Here is a 19,888-nt window from a genome sequence, read left to right on the forward strand (position 1 = left end):
ATCTATCAAACCACAAAATCCCGTTCATCCCCGCGCGGCGCGGGCCTTGGTCAGCTCCATCATTGGCTGTTCGAAACCTGCGCGCGGTACGGTTTCGCCGCTGCGGTCCGCCAGCTTGCCCGCGTTGTCGGCCAGCATTTCCGCCGCATCCGCGCCGCCGCCGATGTGGATGCCGGCGGTCAGCGTGATATTGGATCGGGAGAAGGTGCCGGCGCCGGCGCACAGTACCGTCTTCGACGGGCCGTCCTGCGACACGAGCCAGATCATGCCGGGCGTAACGTTTTCCGGCTTCAGCAATTCAAGGTCGTCCGAGCTCAGGATGCCTTCCGTCATGCGCGTCGCGGCGGTGGGCGCGAGGCAGTTGACGCGGATGTTGAACTTCTCGCCTTCCAGCGCCAATGTCTGCATCAGGCCGACCAGCGCCATCTTTGCCGCGCCGTAATTTGACTGGCCGAAGTTGCCGAACAGGCCGGAGGACGACGTCGTCATCACGATGCGTCCGTAGTTCTGCTGCTTCATGATTTCCCACACTGCCTTGGTGCAATACACGGCGCCCATCAGGTGGACGTCCACGATCGCGCGGAAATCGTCGAGGCTCATCTTCGAGAAGGTCTTGTCGCGCAGGAACCCGGCATTGTTGACGAGGATGTCCACGCGGCCCCACTCCTTCATCGCCTGGTCCACCATTTCCTGCACGCTGGCCGGATCGGTCACGGATGCGGCGCTTGCAATCGCCTGGCCGCCGGCAGCGCGGATTTCAGCAACAACGCTTTCGGCCGGTGTCATCGCATTGCCCGAACCGTCGCGCGCCACGCCGAGGTCGTTGACGACGACCTTCGCGCCGCGCGCGGCAAGCTGCAGGGCGTGCGAGCGGCCGAGGCCGCCGCCTGCGCCGGTAACGATGGCAACCTGGTTGTCGAAGCGGATGGGAGTGCTCATGTCTCTGGTCTTGGAGTTGTGGAAAGAAATCAATGGTAGCGGAATTCCCGAAGAGCGGCCGGCGCGCAATTCAGGAGGAGTTGGCTAAATGTCATTCATTCCTGCAGCTAAATCGTCCATACTCAGCAATAGCGCTTTTCGATCAACGACAAAAGGAGGAATGCCATGCCCTCAGGAAAAATCCTCGTCGCGCAAGGCGGCGGCCCGACCGCGGTCATCAACCAGTCGCTGGTTGGCGTGACGCTCGAAGCGCGGCGCTTCCGCGGCGTCGAGCGGGTGTACGGCGCATGGCATGGCGTGCGCGGCATCGTCAACGAGGACTTCGTCGACCTCACGCAGGAAACCAGCCACAACCTGGAGATGGTGGCGAACACGCCTTCCTCGGCGCTGGGATCGACGCGCGACAAACCCGACATGAAGTATTGCCAGGAAATCTTCGAGGTGCTGCGCGCCCACGAGATCGAGCACTTCTTCTATATCGGCGGCAACGATTCCTCCGATACCGTCCGCATCGTCAGCCTGGAGGCGCAGAAGGCGAACTATCCGCTACGCTGCATCCACATCCCCAAGACCATCGACAACGACCTCGTCGGCAACGACCACACGCCGGGCTTCCCGTCGGCCGCGCGTTTCGTCGCGCAAGCCTTCGCCGGCGCGAATCTCGACAATGCCTCGTTGCCGGGTGTCTACGTCGGCGTGGTGATGGGACGGCATGCGGGCTTTCTGACGGCCGCGTCCGCACTGGGAAAGAAATTCCCCGACGACGGACCGCACCTGATCTACCTGCCCGAACGCACCTTCGTCGTCGAGAAATTCCTCGCCGATGTGAAAGCAACTTATGAACGCTTTGGGCGCTGTGTCATCGCTGTCTCCGAAGGCATCCACGACGCCTCGGGCGCGCCCATCGCGACCCTGCTGGCGAAGGACGTGGAACGCGACGACCACGGCAACGTGCAACTGTCCGGAACGGGCGCGCTGGCGGACCTGCTGTGCGAGGAGATCAAGTCCAAGCTCAAGATCAAGCGCGTGCGCGGCGATACCTTCGGCTACCTGCAGCGCTCCTTCATCGGTTGCGTGTCCGACGTCGACCAGCGCGAAGCGCGCGAGGTCGGCGAAAAGGCCGTGCAGTTCGCGATGTGGGGCGAGCGTGACGGCTCGGTGGCGATCAAGCGCACCGGTTTCTATTCCGTTGACTACGAGCTGCTGCCGCTTGAAGCCGTAGCCGGCAAGACGCGCACGCTGGAAGATGAATTCATCGCGCCCTCGGGTACCGATATTACCGATGCATTCCGTCTCTACCTGCGCCCGTTGGTCGGGTCGAAGATGCCGGACGCCTTCCGGCTGCGTTTCAATCCCGTTCCCAAGCGCATGAACCGCGGCTGACATGAAGAGCCACCGCAAGGAACTCTGGTTCAGGACGCGCACGCGCCGGGCCTTCATCAACATCACGCCGCAGGTCGAGGAAGCCTTGCACGCCAGTGGCGTGCGCGAAGGATTGGTGCTGGTCAACGCCATGCACATTTCGGCCTCCGTCTTCATCAACGACGACGAGCCGGGACTGCATCGGGATTTTGAAGACTGGCTGGAAAAGCTTGCGCCGCACGAGCCCATCCGCCAGTACCGGCACAACGACACCGGCGAGGACAATGCGGATGCCCACATCAAGCGACAGATGATGGGGCGCGAAGTCGTCGTGGCGGTCACGGAAGGGCGCCTCGATTTCGGTCCATGGGAACAAATTTTCTACGGTGAGTTCGATGGCATGCGAGACAAGCGCGTGCTGGTAAAGATCATCGGAGAGTGACGCCGCCCGCCGGCCCTCGCATCGCGCCCCGGCATTGTTGCCGGCGTCACCAACATGCGATGGAGAACGCCATGCCTGCGTGGATGAGCGAAATAGTTGAACGAAGCGATGCCTTCATGCCACACGGGCATTGCTACCTCTGGATTCCCAGCCTGTTGTGGCTGCATGTGCTGTCCGACACGCTGATCGGCATCGCCTACGTGGGCATCTCGCTGCTGCTGTATCTGCTGGTCAGGACGATACGGCTGCCGTTCAGTCCGGTGTTCGTTGCCTTCGGCCTGTTTATCGGATTGTGCGGCCTGACGCATTTCATGAGCGTCTGGACGGTATGGAACCCGGACTATTTCGTGGATGGACTGGTCAAGGCGGCGACGGCGGTTGCCTCCGTGGCGACCGCCGTCGGCCTTGTTTACATACGGCCACAGGTGGAGGAAGTCGTGCACACCGCCCGCTTGTCCGAAGAGCGGCGTGTGCGTCTGGAAAGCGCGCATGCCGAGCTGGAGGCCCTGTACCGGAAAGTGACGGAGCTCGATGAACTCAAGACGCAGTTCTTCGCGAACGTATCGCATGAACTGCGTACGCCGCTGGCGCTCATCCTCGGTCCCGCCGAGCGCATGCTGGAGGATGACAACCTGACGCCGGCCCAGCGGCGCGAGCTGGAAAGCATCAGCGCCAATGGCAAAGTTCTCCTCAAGCAGGTCAATGACCTGCTGGATGTCGCCAGGCTGGAGGCAAGCCGGATGGATATCCGCTACGCACACTTCGACATCGCCCGGCAGTGCCGGCGCATCGTGTCGCAGTTCGACGTCGCGGCGGCGCAGCGCGGCATTCGGCTGCGCGTCGATGCTCCCGACGACTTGCCGGTGGAAGCGGACCCCGACATGACCGAACGCGTGATCGTCAACCTGCTCTCGAATGCATTCAAGTTCACACCCGGGGAGGGCCAGATCAGGCTCGACGTGCAGGCGGGACAGGATACGTTCACGCTGGCGGTCGAGGACAGCGGCCCCGGCGTGCGCGAGGACCAGCGCGAGGCCATCTTCGAACGCTTCCGGCAGGGCGACGGCGCCCCTGCAGGAAAGTCGCGCGGCACGGGGCTCGGACTGGCGATCGTCAAGGATCTTGTGGTCTTGCACGGTGGGCGGATCAGTGTTGCCCGCGCGCCCGGTGGCGGCGCGCGATTTGTCGCGGAACTCCCCCTGTTCGCCGGCGCCGGCATCGCTGTCGCCGACATGCCGCCGGAACCCGCCGCCGGTCCGCAGACCATGCTTGAGCTTGCCCTGCTCGAACGGCCTTCGGAACCCCGTCCCGCGGCGACGAATGATGCATCGTCCGGCCTGCCAGACGTGCTCGTGGTCGAGGACAACGTCGAGATGAGCGAATTCATCGCGCGCTGCCTCGCCGGCACGTGCAACCTCGTGACCGCCCGAGACGGCCAGGAAGGCTTGCAACGGGCGCTCGCCTTGCGTCCGGACCTCGTGGTCACGGACATCACGATGCCGAGGATGAGCGGCGACCAGCTGGTGCACACCATGCGCACCTACGGCGAGCTGGACCATACGCCGGTCCTCCTGCTGACCGCAAAGACGGATGATGACGTCCGGATCACGCTGCTGCGCAACGGCGCACAGGACTACCTGACGAAGCCGTTCTTGCCGCAGGAGTTGCGGGCAAGGGTGGGCAACCTGCTTGCCATGAAGCGGGCAGGCGACGCGTTGCGCGTCGAGCTCGCGAGTGCGTCGGACAATGTCGGTGAACTGGCGCATGCGCTGGCGGCCAAGCACAGGCAGTTGCAGACCGCGCTGAATGCAACGGAAGTGGCGCGCGAGCAGGCAGAACGTGCAAGCCAGGTGAAGAGCCATTTCCTGGCGGCGATTTCCCATGAAATGCGGACGCCGCTGACATCCATCACCATGAACGCCGAACTGCTTGACCGCCACCGCGAGGGCCAGTCGCGGGAAGCCGCGGGGGCGCACATCGAGCGGTTGATACGCGCCACGAAGCAGTTGTCGACGCTGATCGAGGGATTGCTCGAATACACGCGCATCGAAAGCGGGAGAAGTTCGGCCCGCATGGAAGGCGTGGATGCTCTCAGGCTGGCGCGCGAGGTGACGGAGACGATGGCGGACACCGTGCCCGAGGGCGTGCAACTTGTCCTTGCGCCGCCGCCTTCCGGCCTGCCCCCGCTGGTGAGCGACACGCGCCTGCTGCGGGTGGTCCTCGGCAACCTCGTCGCCAATGCGCTGAAGTTCACGAAGGAAGGGCTGGTCACGCTTCGCCTCGGCACGGATGGTGGCGCCCATGTGTTCGAAGTCCACGACACGGGCATCGGGATTCCCGAGGCAGACCTTCCGCGCATCTTCCTGCCGTTCGAGCAGGTCGAACCGGTGCAGCGCAAAAGCATCCCCGGCGTCGGATTTGGGCTCGCCCTCGTCAAGCAGATCGTGGAAATCCTCGGCGGTGCGGTCGAAGTGCGCTCCGCATCCGGCGCGGGCAGCACCTTCCGTGTGCGCATTCCCAGCAGCGGGCCGCGAACCTCCTGACCGCGAGCGGCAGGGAAAGGCGTTCAGCAGGTTAACGGCAGAAGTAATCCGTCACCACACGGTCGTGGTTGCTTTTCGGCGCGGCGACCGTAAAGGCATCGATACAGTTGGAGTTTGCATCGCGCACGCCGTAGAGGACGATCTCGCCCCGTTCGGTCTGCATGTTCGGATAGGCCATCACGGTCCTCGGCGGGCCGAAGTTTTTCAAGAGCGCAACATACGGCTGCCCGCGCCATGCGGACTGCATGACATGCTCGCGGTGCTTGCGGGGACTGATCTTCTTTGTCGGACCATCCTCGCGCACGCTCGCTTCCTGCGTTGCCGCGCATGCGGACAGCATGCAGATGACGGCCAGCAGGTGGTACCGCGGCGAATATCCCATGGCCTTCTTCCTCCACGTGTGCATTCAAGAGGGGAAAACAGGAAGTGCGCGGCGCAACCTGTGCCTGCCGTGCTGAATATCCATTCTGCCGAGATGGTTTTGTTGTGTTTTGTGCAAGCGCAACCGGGCGCGCGACTCCATGACGCAGGTCTATGGCAGATGCGGCAAATCAACGCGATAATGGGAAAACGTCACCGATCCCATGAGAACTCCCAGCACCGCGCCCACGGCAACGTTCGGCCTTGAACCCGCCGGCTATCGCAAACTGCTCGAACAGTTTGCCCATGCAACCCGCATCCTCGTATACAGCGGGGCAGGCATGTCGGCCGACTCCGGACTGCCGACGTACCGCGGCGCCGGGGAGCATCTCTGGACGGGGGACTTGCTCGAGCGCGTTGCGACACCGACCGGTTACGCGCGTGATCCCGCCTTTGCCATCGAGTGGTACGTCGAACAGGCGCACCGGTTGCTCGCGGCGAGACCGCATGAAGGGCATGCCGCTCTACGCACACTCGAACGGCACTGGAACGTCACGCATGTGACGCAGAATGTGGACGTGCTGCTGGAGGAAGCCGGTTGCGCCGAAGTGGTCCATCTGCACGGACGCTTCGACGAGATCAAATGCCTGCAGTGCCGCTGGACCGGCATCGCGACTGCGGCGGATTCATTGCGCCAGCCCTGCCCGAATTGCGGAGGGCAGTTGCGCCCTTCCATTGTCTGGATGGGAGAAATGCCGCACGAGGCCGACGTCAACCGGGCTGAGGAGGCCGCGCGATCGGCGGGGCTCGTGCTGGTGGTCGGCACGCCGGCGGAAATGTATCCCGGCGCGGCGGTGGTCGAAACCGCCCATCGCGCCGGAGTCCCGATCTGCGTGCTTAATCCTGAATGGTGCGAGAACCTGCACTATGCCCAATGGCAATTGTTCGGCGGCGCCCGCCAGGTGTTGCCTGTTCTCGCCAGAGACGCCATCGCACGCATGCGCGTCGAAGGCAGGCCGCTGCCCTGGTTCCTGCGCTGGCTGCCTTCATGGGCCAAGTAGGTCGGATCGCGGAAAACCCCAGCGCGGCACATAGCGCGGGCAATCCAGCTTCCGGAAGGATTCGAAGTCCAAGGTGGTGAAGTTTTCCTTCCAGGCGGGACCGTAACGCAAGTCGGTTGCCGCGGTCGCGCCCACCGACGGGGTACGGGAAAAACGCAGCCATGCCTCGAAGTGGCAATTGCCCTCCTTTAACGCCCTCAACGTGTACAGGTCTGCGACTTCGGTCGAGTAGAAGGCGATGGAGCGTGTTGCGTCCGCCGGAAGCACATCGCCCCATCGGCTGGCGGGACAATGGTCGAGTGGCAGCAGGCCGGGGGCCAGGCTCAGCACGCCGCGCCGCAACGCATACTTCCCCGCGCGCGGATCGCTTTCGACCGACACGAAGGTCCAGCAGACGGGATTGGTGGGAAACGGCGTCAACGCCACGTCAAGAACACGGCTCGCCCCGTCCCGCTGAAGCAAGGTGCCGGCAACCATGCGTCCGGCGTTCCAGGAGGCTACGCCTTGCAGGGCGATGAATCCGGCCGCCAGCACAAATGCGCTCGCGAGACCGCGCCGTCCGGTGTGGCCCGCGCGGTATTGCACCGTGCCGGCGACAGCGGCGAGGACGGCCAGCGCCGCCAGCGAGCTCCAGTGCAGGAAACCCTTCCCCGCAAAGTACGCCGGTACGGCCGCCAGCAGCACCAGGGAAAGGATGCGCAGCGCCGGCGGCGTCATCATCGCCAGCGGCACGCCGAATGCGATCCAGAAGAATGGCTCAAGGATGAACACCATGTCGCCATACAGCCAGCGCGAGTCGAACGGATGGAACGGATGGATGCCGTACGAATTGAGGAAGTCCATCGACAGATGCAGCACGAGCCCGATCGACAATGCCGCGAAGAAGCCCTTGCGCGCGGTGGCGCTGGCGTCGATGAGGCGGCGCGCGTTCGGCCACAGGAGGAGGATCAGTCCCCATAGCAGCAGTGCCTGCGGAATCGCGTACAGCAGCGTGTGCGTATGGCCGCGGTGGTGCATCAGGTAGCCGAGCGGCACCGGCAGCACCGGCGTCAGCACGAGATCCAGGTCGGGGAAGTTGCTGGCCGCCCAGGAGGTGAACAGGAGCAGGCGGCGGCGAATGCGCTGTTGGCCGGGATCGGCTTCCTGCGGCAGGCTGCGGTGAAGGAGTTCACCGACAGCGAGGCCGGCGAGGGAGTGACTCAGATTATCCATCGGACAATCTTACACGGCTGCGGCGCTTCTTCTCTGCCAGTGCCGAGAGAACCCTGCATTCGCGTCAGCTGTCGAGCTGCGCCAGTGCCTGCCCGATCGCGCCGGCATCGGACGGACGCACGAGACGCGCGACTTCAACGCCGTCCTTGAGGAAGACCAGCGTCGGCCACAGCTTGATCCGGTAAGAACGGCCCAGCCTGCGCCCCGGACCGTCCTCGATCTTGATGTGGCGAACGTTGTCATGGCCGTCGAAGGCCTTTTCGATCAGCGGCTGTGCGCCGATGCAGAAGCCGCACCAGGGCGCGCCGAATTCGACGACGGTCGGGCCGGGAAGGGCATCGACCTCGGCCCGTGCCGGTTCGCTTTCCGCGTAGTTGGTATTGAGTCCCATGCTAGTCGCCAAAGTTGATGCCGATGTCGCGCGCCGTCTGCAGCGTGTCGCTGTCGAGGGGCACGCCTTTCATGCGTCCGGCGACTTCCTCGAGCGCGACGTATTCGACGTTTGGAAAGGCGAGCGACACCATCACCCCGGACATGTTCTGCTCGAGGGCGCGCACCGCCGCGGCGCCGAAGCGCAGTGCAGCCAGGCGGTCAAAGGAGGTCGGGCTGCCGCCGCGTAGCAGATGGCCGAGTACGACGACGCGCGCGTCCTTGCCGGTGCGCTCCTGCAGCGCGCGGGCAACGCGTTCGCCGATGCCGCCCAGGCGTTCGGCATGTCCGGTGCCTGCCGCCTCGGCCACTTCACGTCCGCCTTCCACGGGGGCCGCACCTTCGGCAACGACGACAATCGAATACATGCGGCCCAGTCCGTCGCGCCAGCGCACTTTCTCCGCCACCTTCTCGATGTCGAAGGGAATTTCCGGGATCAGGATACTGTGGGCGCCGCCGGAAATGCCGGCATGCAGGGCGATCCATCCCGCGTAGCGCCCCATCACTTCCACCACCATCACGCGCTGGTGGCTCTCCGCCGTGCTGTGCAGGCGATCCAGGCAATCGGTCGCAAACGCCACCGCCGTGTCGAAGCCGAACGTGGTGAAGGTCTTGTCGAGATCGTTGTCGATGGTCTTCGGCACGCCGACCACCGGCAGGCCCATCTTGTGCAACGCATGCGCAATCGTCAGCGAGCCGTCGCCGCCGATGGCCACCAAGGCGTCGAGTTTTTCCTTCGCGAAGTAGTCGAGGATCTCGCCGGAGCGGTCCGTGTCCCTGGTCGTGCCGTCCGGCATCTGCACCGGATAGTGCAGCGGATTGCCCTTGTTGGTCGTCCCGAGGATCGTGCCGCCCAGGTGCGCGATGCCGCGCACGCCATCGCGCGTCAGTCGGAACACGCCGCCGTCAGCATAGCGGTCGGGATTGAGGATGCCGTTGAAGCCGTCGCGGATGCCGTAGCATTCCCAGCCCCGATTGATGGCGGCGAGCACGGTTGCACGGATGACAGCATTGAGGCCGGGCGCGTCGCCCCCGCCGGTATTAATGGCGATTCGTTTGACCACAGTTTCTCCTGGATATGTCAATTTAGTATCACCCCCGGGCAGAACCAAGTCAATCGTGCCGGAGACGTTGGCTTTGTGTCAGTAGATCGTGTCAAGCCGCTATCGTTTCGTGGCGAATTTGCCTCGCACTTGTATCAAGATGCTTCAGTCATTTTCTATTGGGAAATGATTGGCGTATCCTGATTCCGGCAGCAAACATTCCGATAAGGGCAAACCCGTCGAAAGGCGGGGACGCAAAGCTTCTGGTCTAAGGGCATATGTCTATGACAGCAGGGCTGCCGAGTGGATACCCGTCCGCTCGCATCCTGCCGCCCTCCAGCTTTCTTCACTCCAGCAACTTCCTTCGCGAATGCATGCCGGCCATGCGGCACATCTGCGTGCCGCGAGCGGAGGAACCATGTGCAGCAACAATGCAACCGCGCGGGGGAACGCCAGCAATTCCCTGCTGGCGCGTGCGGCAGTGACAGCCAGGGCGGTGAAGGTGTTGTCCGCTCTTTTTTTCGCGGCATTGCTTGCCGCATGTGCAGGACCCTTGCCCTTCAAATCCGCCCCGGGCGTCGAGAACGAGCAGCAGGCAGTCGCCACCCAGGTCGCACCGGAGTCGGCGCGCAAGAAGCGCGTGCGCACGCAGGACGTGCTCGCCGAGTGGGGCACGTTTGGTATCGAGCCGCGCGCCTTCCGCAAGGCAGGGCGCGCCGCATCGCCGCGCACGCTGCTGCCCGCGCCGGATTACAGCGAATCGATCCAGGATATCGTCGACAACGCGACCTGCCATTCCTGCGACGCCAAGCCTTACCACCACATGGTCGTCAATGCGTCGCTGCGTCACGGCGTTCCGCCGAGCCTGATCCATGCGGTGATCCAGAAGGAATCCGGGTACAACCCGAAGGCGCGCTCGAAGAAGAATGCGCGCGGACTGATGCAAGTCACGCCGGGGACGGCGAAGTTCGTCGGCGTCGTCAACGCACATGCGCTGTTCGATCCGCAGACGAACATCCACGCCGGCACCGCTTACCTGAAATACCTGATGCGGACGCACGCGACCTTCGACGAGGTGCTTGCCGCCTACAATTCCGGCCCCGGCAACGTCCGCAAGTACAACGGCGTGCCGCCGTTCAACGAGACGCGACGCTATGTGCGGGACGTGAGAAAGTTTTACGCGGCGTCGTCCGGCGACGAGCCCTGAGGCAACGCGTCGCTGCTGCCCTGCTCCTGCAAGACAGCAGCGAGCTGCGCGTGGAGATCCGCATTGTCGGGGCGGCTCTCGATTGCGCGGCGGAAGCAGGCCGCCGCTTCCTCGACGCGCCCGGTTTCGCGCAGGAGATTGCCGAGATTGACGCACGCGCTTGCAGAGGCGGGATTCAGCATGACCGCCCGGCGCAAGCAGCGTTCCGCCTCTTCCTGCTGTCCGGCGCGCTTGAGCGCCAGCCCGAGGTTTTCGAGTGACTCCGCGTCATCCGGCAGATGCTGCACCGCCATGCGGAAGGCATGCACCGCATCCTTGCCCTGCATCAGCTGCGCTACGCCCATGCCTTTCCATGCGATCCCGAAACGTGGCGCATCCTTCACCAGCTCCAGTGCCGCGCTTTCCATCTCGGCATAGCGGCCGCCCTTGAGCATCGACGCCAGAAGGTTGCGGCCGGCATCGACGTGCCCGGGATGCGTCTTGAGGACGAAGCGGTACAACTGCTCCGCTTCCTTCAGGCGGCCGCGCTGGTGGTGGCCGAGCGCATGGTGAAGGGCAATGTTGGCGGATGGGGAGGGCAGGGACATGTCTTTATCCATGGCAAGCTGACGGAGAAAAAGAGGGTAGCCATCCGGGCTTGTCTTTGGAGGCCAACACGCACTTGATTGCGGTAGAACAAGATCACGTGCGATGGGGGCGCGGGAACTTCCCTCCCGGTCAGACGCTCGCAGTCTCTCCGGCGGAGCGATTTTCCGCCTCATATTGCAGGTAACGCGACGCTGCCATTGATGCAGGCGTCCACCATACGCGGTGCCATTCGACGCGAAGCCCCTCTCCGCGGTCCCGGCCCCGGCCGGAATCGCCGTGCATGACAACGAAGTGCCTTCCTTTGTCGGTCCCGAGCTGGACAGGCTGTACGGAACGCTCTACTCCTCCCTTGCGTACTTTCGCCATTGCGCCAGCCTTGAAGGTGTCAGCACTTACGTCGCCTACAGGGATGGCACGCCGGCAGCTGTTTTCCTTTTTCGCCGCGAAGGCAGCCGGATCCGCGTCGTCAATGAAGGCATGCGGCTCGACGCGGACGAAGTGCTCCGCTTTGCGCGCCACATGTTCGCACAGTCCCCCCTTGTGGATGTCATCGAATTCCACGCCGTGCAGACGGCCGCGTCGCACATCCCCTTGTTGCGCCAGCAAGCCTTCTGCGCCGAAGATTTCATCGTTCCGTTGCCGTCCACGCCGCAGGAATATCTTGCGCGCCTCGGTCCGGCCACGCGCAAGAACCTGAAGCGTCACCGCCACCGCCTGGAGCGCGATTTCCCCACGTTTCGTCATGCCGTGTACGAACGGACGGAAGCCGACGAAGGCATGATCCGCCACATCATCGAACTGAGCCGCGTTCGCATCGCGGCCAAAGGCATGGCCTTTGCCATCGATGAGGAGGAGGCGCAGCGCATTGTCACGCTCGTCCGGCAGTGCGGCGCGGTGCTGGCGGCAAGCATCGACGGGCGTATCTGCGGCGGCACGCTACTGTATCGCTTCGGAAAGAATTGCATCTCACGCGTGAACACCCATGAGGCCGAGTTCGATTCGTACCGGCTCGGCATGCTGTGCTGCTATCTCGCCGCCTGCCATGCCATCGAGACGGGAGCGGAACGCTTTCACCTCGGCCACAGCTGGTACGACTACAAGACCGCGCTGCTCGGCGAGTTCCAGGCATTTCATCATCTGGCGCTGTATCGTTCCCCGGGCGCGCTTGTCCGCCATGCCGGCAGCGCATTCCAGACGGCCTGCAAGGGCGCCACCCTGGCCGCAAATCGCTGGGTCCTGCATCGCGCCGGGCAGGGACACACCCTTCCATGGCGCCTGGCGGGCAAGGCGCTGGCGGCATGGCGCGCGGCAAAAAGCTTGCGCGGACGCTGAATCCGATTTGTCGGCCTTGCACTACAATTGCGCAATGAAAGACAAGTTTCAACGTGTGTGCCGACGTAGACTGAATACGGGAGAATCATGAGTGGTGCAACCCTGAGGAACAACAGCGAGCAGCAACGTTATGAACTGCTCGATAACGATGAAGTCGTCGGTATCGCCGAGTACAAGCTCGACGGCGACGCGGTTGTCTTCACGCATACCGAGGTGGGCGAGGGGCACGAGGGAAAAGGCTATGGTTCGAAGCTCGCGAAGCTTGCGCTGGACGATACCGTAGCCGCCGGACGGAAGATCGTTGCCCGTTGCGAGTTCATCGCCGGTTACCTGGGCCGCCATCCGGAATACGGCGCGGCGGTCAGGATAGACTGACTTTTCTTCCATGCCGTTCACATTGGAACGGCAGTGCCGGCGCCGGGCGCAAGTCGCCTCGAACACACTTGTCTTTTACTGAGACATGACGACACCCTCACTCACGCGTCGCCGTCGCGAAACGCCACAACAAAAAGAACCATGAACAAACGTCAAAAGCTTCTCGCCGTTGGTCTGCCCATGGTGCTCGCCGCGTGTGCAACCCCCGAGCCGCCGGCCCCGCTCGCAACGATCGCACCGCAGCAGTGGCACGCGCCCCTGCCGCACGGCGGCAACGTCGCGGGTCTCGCGCAATGGTGGCAGCAGCAGGGCGATCCGATGCTGGCACAGCTGATTGCGTCGGCGCAGGCGGCAAGTCCCACGATCGCATCCGCGCGTGCACGGATCGACGAGGCGCGCGCGCTGCGTGTCGCCTCCGGTGCGGCGTTGCTGCCGACGCTGGACGCGGGGGCAAGCGTCGCCCGCAGCAGCGCGCAGCCCCCGCAGCCAATGGCAACGACGGCCCAGGCCGGCTTCCAGTCCGCATGGGAGATCGACCTGTTCGGCGCGGGAAGGGCGGCACGTGATGCTGCGCAGTCGCGTCTTGAAGGCGCGACCGCCGGCTGGCACGAGGCGCGCGTGTCGGTCGCGGCGGAAGTGGCCAACCTGTATTACAGCCAGCGTGCCTGTGACGGCCTTCTTGCCATAGCCCTGTCTGATGCCGCGTCGCGCGGCGAAACCGCGCGCCTGGCGGACCTGAGCCGGCAGGCCGGTTTCACTGCCCCCGCAGTCGCCGCCCTGGCCCGCGCGAGCGCGGCTGAAGCGAATGCGCGCGCGACGCAGCAACGTGCGCAGTGCGACGCCGGCACCAAGGCACTGGTCGCGTTGACGGCGCTGCCCGAGCCGGAACTGCGGCAGAAACTGTCCACCGTTGCCGCGCCCGCCGCGGAGACCGGCATCGTCATCGACAGCCTGCCGGCACAAGTGCTGTCGCAGCGCCCCGACGTTTTTGCCGCCGAGCGCGAAGTCGCCGCCGCCAGCGCCGACATCGGCGGCGCGCAGGCGCAGCGCTTCCCGCGCCTGTCGCTCAGCGGTTCCGTGGGGCGCGCCAGCTTCCGTACAGGCGGAACCGATGTGGAATTGTCCACATGGTCCATCGGCCCCTTGGCCCTGTCGCTGCCGGTCTTCGACGGCGGACGCCGCGCGGCCAACGTCGAAGCGGCCCAGGCACGCTACGAGGCCGCCGTCGCCACCTATCGGGCGCGTGTGCGCCAGGCGGTACGCGAGGTGGAAGAAGCACTGGTCAACCTGAACAGCACCGCCGCGCGCGGCGAGGATGCGCGCATCGCGGTCGAAGGCTACCGGTCGTCGTTCAATGCGACGGAGGCGCGCTACAAGAGCGGGCTCGCCAGCCTGGTCGAGCTGGAAGAGGCACGCCGCAACCGGCTCGCCTCGGAAAACGCGCTCGTCGCGCTGGAAAGAGAGCGCCGCGCCGCATGGATCGCCCTCTATCGCGCCGCCGGCGGCGGCTGGACCGCCGCAATGCAATGAACACGCAAGATCTCGACCTATGAATGACGGAAACAACGACATGAAGCCATTCCAATTCAAACCCGCCGCCTTCGTCCTCGTTGCGCTGCTTGTCCTCGCCAGCGGGGCCACACTCCTGTCCCAGGATTCCACGGCGGCGGACGACAAGAAGGCCGCCGGTCCGAAGCCTGCACTGACCGTATCGACGGTCCGTCCGCAGACCGTCTCCATGCCCATCCGCCTCGCGGCCAACGGCAACATCGCCGCGTGGCAGGAAGCGATCATCGGCAGCGAATCAAATGGCCTGCGCCTGGCCGACGTGCTGGTGAACGTCGGCGACCAGGTACGCGCGGGACAGGTGCTGGCGACCTTTGCCAATGAATCCGTCGCCGCAGACGTGGCCCAGGCCCGGGCCGCACTGATGGAGGCGGAGGCCAATGCCGCCGAGGCCGCCGCCAATGCGGCCCGTGCGCGCACCCTGCAGAGCACCGGCGCGCTGAGCGAGGCGCAGATCAACCAGTACCTCACCGCCGAACAGACGCAGAAGGCCAAGGTTGAAGCGGCCAAGGCGACGCTCTGCGCACAACAGCTCCGCCTGAAGAAGGTGCAGGTGGTGGCACCGGACAGCGGCGTCATTTCCGCGCGCGCCGCCACCGTCGGCGCCGTCGTGCCCGCCGGGACAGAATTGTTCCGCATGATCCGCCGCGGCCGCCTTGAATGGCGTGCCGAGGTCACCTCGGCGGAACTCGGCCGTGTGAAGACCGGCACACCGGCATCCATCGTCGCCGTCAACGGCGCCGAGCTGAAAGGCAAGGTGCGCATGGTCGGCCCGACCGTCGACCCGCAGAACCGCGCGGCCATCGTCTATGTCGACCTGACCGCATCAAACGAGAACACGCCGCCCGCGAAGGCCGGCATGTTTGCGCGCGGCGAGTTCGACCTCGGCACCTCTTCCGCGTTGACCGTGCCGCAGCAGGCGGTCGTGTTGCGCGACGGATTCAATTATGTGTTCCGCGTGACGCCCGAGAACCGCGTGCAGCAGGTCAAGGTCAGGACCGGACGCCGCATCGGCGACCGCGTCGAAATCCTGGAAGGGCTGAAGGCCGACGCGGCCATCGTGGTGAGCGGCGCAGGCTTCCTCAACGACGGCGATCTCGTGCGCCTGGCGAGCGACATGTCCGCCAATGGAACGGATGCGAACGGCAAGCCCGCGGCGAAATAAGGAGCGCACCCAATGATGAATGTATCGTCCTGGTCGATCAGGAACCCGATACCGGCGGTCATGCTGTTCGTGATGCTGACCTTTGCCGGCGTGCTCTCCTTCAAGGGCATGAAGATCCAGAATTTCCCGGATATCGAATTGCCCACGGTCAGCGTGTCGGTATCCCTCCCTGGCGCCGCACCCGCGCAGCTCGAAACCGAAGTCGCGCGCAAGATCGAGAATTCGATCGCCACCGTGCAGGGCCTCAAGCACATCTATACCAAGGTGCAGGACGGCGGCGTTACGCTCACCGCCGAGTTCCGCCTCGAGAAACCGGTGCAGGAAGCGGTGGACGACGTCCGCTCGGCAGTAGCGCGGGTACGCGCTGACTTGCCGGGCGATGTGCGCGATCCCATCGTCAACAAGATGGATCTCGCCGCCCAGCCGGTGCTCGCCTTCACGATCTATTCGCCGCGCATGGACGAGGAAGCCTTGTCCTGGTTCGTCGACAACGATATCTCGCGCAAGCTGCTGTCGGTACGTGGCGTCGGCGCGGTCAATCGTGTGGGCGGCGTCGCACGCGAAGTGCGCGTGGCGCTCGACCCCGGCAAGATGCTGGCGCTTGGCGCAACCGCGGCCGACATCTCGCGCCAGCTGCGGATGATGCAGAGCGAAAGCGCCGGCGGCCGCGCCGACCTGGGCGGCGGCGAACAGCCGATGCGCACCCTCGCCACGGTGAAATCCGCCGAGGAGCTGGCGCGTCTCGAACTGCCCCTGTCCGACGGCCGCCGCATCCGCCTCGATGAAGTCGCCAACGTCAGCGACACCATCGCCGAACGCCGTTCCGCCGCCCTGCTCAACGGCAAGCCGGTGGTCGGCTTCGAAGTGTCGCGCAGCAAGGGCGAGAGCGAAGTCACGGTCGGCGCGGCCGTGCAGAAAGCGCTGGCCGAGTTGAAGGAACAGTACCCCGATCTTGAAATCACCGAGGCCTTCAACTTCGTCACGCCGGTGGAGGAGGAGTACGACGGTTCGATGCAGCTGCTGCTCGAAGGCGCGCTGCTCGCCGTGGTCGTGGTCTGGCTCTTCCTGCGCGACTGGCGCGCGACCTTCGTGTCGGCGGTCGCCCTGCCGCTGTCGGTGATCCCCGCCTTCATCGGCATGTACCTCCTCGGTTTTTCGATCAACGTCGTCACGCTGCTCGCGTTGTCATTGGTGATCGGTATCCTGGTCGACGACGCCATCGTGGAAGTGGAAAACATCGTGCGTCACCTGCGCATGGGCAAGACGCCCTACCAGGCAGCGATGGAGGCGGCCGACGAGATCGGCCTGGCGGTGATCGCCACCACCTTCACCCTGATCGCGGTGTTCCTGCCGACCGCCTTCATGAGCGGCGTGGCCGGCAAGTTCTTCAAGCAGTTCGGCTGGACCGCCTCGCTCGCGGTGTTCGCCTCGCTGGTGGTGGCGCGTGTGCTGACACCGATGATGGCCGCCTACATCCTCAAGCCCATCGTCGACGACCATGGCGACCCGCGCTGGATGAAGACCTACATGAAATGGGCCGGCTGGTGCCTGAAGCACCGGATGACGACGATGATCGCGGCCACGCTGTTCTTCATCGGCTCCATCATGCTGATCCCGCTGCTGCCCACCGGCTTCATTCCGCCGGACGACAATTCGCAGACGCAGGTGTACATTGAACTGCCGCCCGGATCGACGCTGGCCAACACCATGAAAGCCGCGGAACATGCGCGCGCGCTGATCTCCCGTGTCGAACACGTCAAGAGCGTCTACACCACGATCGGCGGCGGCAGCGCCGGCGGCGACCCGTTTGCACCGCAGGGCGCGGCCGAGGCGCGCAAGGCCACGCTGACCATCCAGCTCACGCCGCGCGGCGATCGTCCGCGCAAGCAAGGGATCGAGGCCAATATCCGCACCGCGCTCGAACAATTGCCCGGCGCGCGCACCAAGGTCGGACTCGGTGGCTCGGGGGAGAAATACATCCTCGTGCTGACCGGCGAGGATGCCAATGCGCTGCGCGCGGCGGCGCTGGCCGTTGAGAAAGACCTGCGCACCATTCCCGGCCTGGGCAACGTCGCCTCGACTGCCAGCCTGATCCGTCCGGAAATCGCCATCCGTCCCGACTTCGCCCGCGCAGCCGACCTTGGCGTCACCAGCAGCGCCATCGGCGAGACCCTGCGCATTGCGACCGTCGGCGATTACGACGTGTCCTTGCCGAAGATGAACCTGTCGCAGCGCCAGGTACCCATCGTGGTCAAGCTGGACGAGGCCGCGCGCGAAGACCTCGGCGTGCTGGAAAGGCTGACGGTGCCCGGCAGGCGCGGGCCGGTCATGCTCGGCCAGATCGCCGACCTCGAAGTCACCGGCGGCCCCGCGGTGATCGACCGTTACGACCGTTCGCGCAACATCAACTTCGAAATCGAACTGTCCGGCCTGCCGCTGGGCGACGTGACCGCGTTGGTGCACAAGCTGCCGGCGGTACAGAATCTCCCGCCGGGCGTACGGGTGGTCGAAGTCGGCGACGCCGAGGTGATGGGCGAACTGTTCGCCAGCTTCGGCCTGGCGATGCTGACCGGCGTGCTGTGCATCTACATCGTGCTGGTGCTGCTGTTCAAGGACTTCCTGCATCCGGTGACGATTCTCGCCGCGCTCCCGCTGTCGCTCGGCGGCGCCTTCGTCGGCCTGCTGGTCGCGCAGAAGAGTTTCTCGATGCCGTCGCTGATCGGCCTGATCATGCTGATGGGGATTGCGACCAAGAACTCCATCCTGCTGGTGGAATACGCCATCGTCGCCCGCCGCGACCACGGGCTGTCGCGCTTTGACGCGCTGCTCGATGCCTGCCACAAGCGCGCGCGTCCGATCATCATGACGACGCTGGCAATGGGTGCGGGCATGCTGCCGATCGCGATCGGCCTTGGTGTGGCCGACGCCAGCTTCCGCTCGCCGATGTCGATCGCGGTGATCGGCGGCTTGATTACGTCCACGGTGCTGAGCCTGCTGGTGGTGCCGGCGGTGTTTACCTACATGGACGATTTCGAGGGGCTGGTGCGGAAGGTGAGGAACAAGTTGCGCAGGCATCCGAAGGGGCGGGCGGAGGTGGTGCAGGACAAGCTGTGACGGGAGTGCCTGCCTGCGTGGGCGGGCAGGTTAGGGCGGTTTTCATCTCCCCCTAACCCCGTCATCCCCGCGCAGGCGGGAACGACGGGAGAAGAGGGCGTGCCGGCAGTGAAGAGCGGTGCCCGCCATCATGATTCCAGGCACCGCCCATTCCTCGATATGTCACATTTTCCTTGATCCATTTCATTGATTTCCCCCTCTCCCAGGCGGACAGTGTCATTGTGACCGCACACCAAAGGGAGGCATCATGAGCAAGCACGTTCTCCTGGTTCAAGCCCACCCCGATTCCACGCAGCGCCACCTCTGCCATGCGCTGGCAGACGCCTACGCGACCGGCGCGCTCGCCGCCCGGCACGAAGTCCGCCACCTCAACGTTGCCACGCTCGACTTCCCTCTGCTGCGCAGCCAGCGGGAATGGGAGCAGGGCACGTTGCCGTCCGGCCTCGCCGATGCACAGGCCGCCATCAAGTGGGCCGAGCACATCGTGTTCTTTTTCCCGCTATGGCTGGGCGACATGCCAGCCTTGCTGAAGGGCTTCCTCGAGCAGGTCGCGCGGCCCGGCTTTGCATTCAAAGGAGAGAGGAATGCATTCACGAGCAAGGGCCTCACCGGCCGTTCCGCGCGTGTCGTCGTCACCATGGGCATGCCGGCCGCCGTCTACCGCTGGTACTTCCGCGCGCACAGCATCAAATCGCTGGAGCGCAACATCCTCGGCTTCGTCGGTATTTCTCCGGTCCATGAATCGCTGATCGGCGGCGTGGGCAACCTGAAGGAAAAGGATGCCGAAAAGTGGTTCGCCCGGATGGATAAGCTCGGCAGGCTCGCCTCCTGAAAGGACCGATCATGAATGAGCAAACCAACACCGGCGCGCGCAGCCTCTGGATGCGCGCGCTGTTCATGCTGCTGATGATGCTGGCCTACCAGGTATCGGTCACGCTGCTGTTCATCCTGGCGGTGATCCAGTTCCTGATCGTGCTGTTGAACGATGCACCCAATGCGCGGCTGATGGACTTCGGCCGCAGCGTGGGCACTTACCTGAAGCAGGTGGTGCAATTCCTCACCTTCGCGACTGAGGAAACACCGTTCCCGTTCAGCGACTGGCCCGCAGGTTGATGTGCAGGGGAAACGCGGCTGGTAGAATCGTGCAACA

General features: G+C 64.6%; 18 protein-coding genes and 1 riboswitch. Of the genes, 12 read left to right on the forward strand and 6 right to left on the reverse strand.

The window, feature by feature from the left end; genetic code table 11:
• Positions 1-24: 24 nt before the first annotated feature.
• Positions 25-939 (reverse strand): SDR family NAD(P)-dependent oxidoreductase, encoded by a 915-nt coding sequence (locus ACNOHI_RS00040; protein WP_420472580.1) that lies wholly within the window; start codon positions 937-939, stop codon positions 25-27.
• A gap of 165 nt (positions 940-1,104) precedes the next feature.
• Between ACNOHI_RS00040 and ACNOHI_RS00045 the strand changes: the two genes are divergently transcribed.
• The 3 genes from ACNOHI_RS00045 (at position 1,105) to ACNOHI_RS00055 (ending at position 5,286) form a co-directional block, all read left to right on the forward strand.
• The gene (locus ACNOHI_RS00045; RefSeq protein WP_420472581.1) at positions 1,105-2,322 is read left to right on the forward strand and encodes a 6-phosphofructokinase; all 1,218 of its coding nucleotides are present in this window, start codon (positions 1,105-1,107) and stop codon (positions 2,320-2,322) included.
• Position 2,323: 1 nt separating this feature from the next.
• On the forward strand, positions 2,324-2,743 hold the full coding sequence (locus tag ACNOHI_RS00050) for a secondary thiamine-phosphate synthase enzyme YjbQ (RefSeq protein ID WP_420472582.1): 420 nt from the start codon (positions 2,324-2,326) through the stop codon (positions 2,741-2,743).
• 71 nt (positions 2,744-2,814) lie between these two features.
• Entirely contained in the window at positions 2,815-5,286 is a 2,472-nt protein-coding gene (locus ACNOHI_RS00055) for an ATP-binding protein (RefSeq protein ID WP_420472583.1), read from the forward strand.
• Between the two features lie 31 nt (positions 5,287-5,317).
• Here ACNOHI_RS00055 and ACNOHI_RS00060 read toward each other — a convergent pair whose 3' ends face one another.
• Positions 5,318-5,668 carry a hypothetical protein gene (locus ACNOHI_RS00060; RefSeq protein ID WP_420472584.1) on the reverse strand — a complete coding sequence of 117 codons (351 nt, stop codon included), beginning with the start codon at positions 5,666-5,668 and terminating at the stop codon, positions 5,318-5,320.
• 202 nt (positions 5,669-5,870) lie between these two features.
• On the opposite strand from ACNOHI_RS00060, the gene ACNOHI_RS00065 reads away from it, so the two are divergent.
• Positions 5,871-6,707: an SIR2 family NAD-dependent protein deacylase gene (locus ACNOHI_RS00065; RefSeq protein ID WP_420472585.1), complete on the forward strand. Its 837-nt coding sequence runs from the start codon at positions 5,871-5,873 to the stop codon at positions 6,705-6,707.
• Here the strand turns inward: ACNOHI_RS00065 and ACNOHI_RS00070 are convergent.
• The 3 genes from ACNOHI_RS00070 to ACNOHI_RS00080 all read right to left on the reverse strand — a co-directional run bounded on the left by ACNOHI_RS00070 (position 6,693) and on the right by ACNOHI_RS00080 (position 9,412).
• Positions 6,693-7,919 (reverse strand): metal-dependent hydrolase, encoded by a 1,227-nt coding sequence (locus ACNOHI_RS00070; protein ID WP_420472586.1) that lies wholly within the window; start codon positions 7,917-7,919, stop codon positions 6,693-6,695. The two genes, ACNOHI_RS00065 and ACNOHI_RS00070, sit on opposite strands and share 15 nt — an antisense overlap.
• 64 nt (positions 7,920-7,983) lie before the next feature.
• On the reverse strand, positions 7,984-8,310 hold the full coding sequence (locus ACNOHI_RS00075) for a thioredoxin family protein (RefSeq protein WP_420472587.1): 327 nt from the start codon (positions 8,308-8,310) through the stop codon (positions 7,984-7,986).
• Position 8,311: 1 nt separating this feature from the next.
• Positions 8,312-9,412, reverse strand: a complete 1,101-nt coding sequence (locus ACNOHI_RS00080) for a 6-phosphofructokinase (RefSeq protein WP_420472588.1) — start codon at positions 9,410-9,412, stop codon at positions 8,312-8,314.
• Between the two features lie 198 nt (positions 9,413-9,610).
• Positions 9,611-9,695: riboswitch (cyclic di-GMP riboswitch) on the forward strand.
• Positions 9,696-9,809: 114 nt separating this feature from the next.
• Between ACNOHI_RS00080 and ACNOHI_RS00085 the strand changes: the two genes are divergently transcribed.
• The gene (locus ACNOHI_RS00085; RefSeq protein WP_420472589.1) at positions 9,810-10,598 is read left to right on the forward strand and encodes a lytic transglycosylase domain-containing protein; all 789 of its coding nucleotides are present in this window, start codon (positions 9,810-9,812) and stop codon (positions 10,596-10,598) included.
• On the opposite strand, the gene ACNOHI_RS00090 is transcribed toward ACNOHI_RS00085, so the two are convergent.
• On the reverse strand, positions 10,568-11,185 hold the full coding sequence (locus tag ACNOHI_RS00090) for a tetratricopeptide repeat protein (RefSeq protein ID WP_420472590.1): 618 nt from the start codon (positions 11,183-11,185) through the stop codon (positions 10,568-10,570). The two genes, ACNOHI_RS00085 and ACNOHI_RS00090, sit on opposite strands and share 31 nt — an antisense overlap.
• A gap of 277 nt (positions 11,186-11,462) precedes the next feature.
• Between ACNOHI_RS00090 and ACNOHI_RS00095 the strand changes: the two genes are divergently transcribed.
• The 7 genes from ACNOHI_RS00095 (at position 11,463) to ACNOHI_RS00125 (ending at position 19,851) form a co-directional block, all read left to right on the forward strand.
• Positions 11,463-12,518 (forward strand): GNAT family N-acetyltransferase, encoded by a 1,056-nt coding sequence (locus ACNOHI_RS00095; protein ID WP_420472591.1) that lies wholly within the window; start codon positions 11,463-11,465, stop codon positions 12,516-12,518.
• Positions 12,519-12,605: 87 nt separating this feature from the next.
• Positions 12,606-12,893: a GNAT family N-acetyltransferase gene (locus ACNOHI_RS00100; protein ID WP_420472592.1), complete on the forward strand. Its 288-nt coding sequence runs from the start codon at positions 12,606-12,608 to the stop codon at positions 12,891-12,893.
• A 141-nt stretch (positions 12,894-13,034) separates the two neighbouring features.
• Positions 13,035-14,423 (forward strand): efflux transporter outer membrane subunit, encoded by a 1,389-nt coding sequence (locus tag ACNOHI_RS00105; RefSeq protein WP_420472593.1) that lies wholly within the window; start codon positions 13,035-13,037, stop codon positions 14,421-14,423.
• A gap of 40 nt (positions 14,424-14,463) precedes the next feature.
• A complete protein-coding gene (locus tag ACNOHI_RS00110; RefSeq protein WP_420472594.1) occupies positions 14,464-15,624 on the forward strand; it encodes an efflux RND transporter periplasmic adaptor subunit in 1,161 nt (386 codons plus the stop codon).
• A 15-nt stretch (positions 15,625-15,639) separates the two neighbouring features.
• Positions 15,640-18,738, forward strand: a complete 3,099-nt coding sequence (locus ACNOHI_RS00115) for an efflux RND transporter permease subunit (RefSeq protein WP_420473226.1) — start codon at positions 15,640-15,642, stop codon at positions 18,736-18,738.
• Between the two features lie 244 nt (positions 18,739-18,982).
• Positions 18,983-19,570, forward strand: a complete 588-nt coding sequence (locus tag ACNOHI_RS00120; RefSeq protein ID WP_420473227.1) for an NAD(P)H-dependent oxidoreductase — start codon at positions 18,983-18,985, stop codon at positions 19,568-19,570.
• Between the two features lie 11 nt (positions 19,571-19,581).
• Positions 19,582-19,851 carry a DUF4389 domain-containing protein gene (locus tag ACNOHI_RS00125; RefSeq protein WP_420472595.1) on the forward strand — a complete coding sequence of 90 codons (270 nt, stop codon included), beginning with the start codon at positions 19,582-19,584 and terminating at the stop codon, positions 19,849-19,851.
• The last annotated feature ends 37 nt before the right edge of the window (positions 19,852-19,888 follow it).

Source organism: Noviherbaspirillum sp. ST9 (genome assembly GCF_048799745.1).
Lineage (GTDB): Bacteria > Pseudomonadota > Gammaproteobacteria > Burkholderiales > Burkholderiaceae_D > Noviherbaspirillum.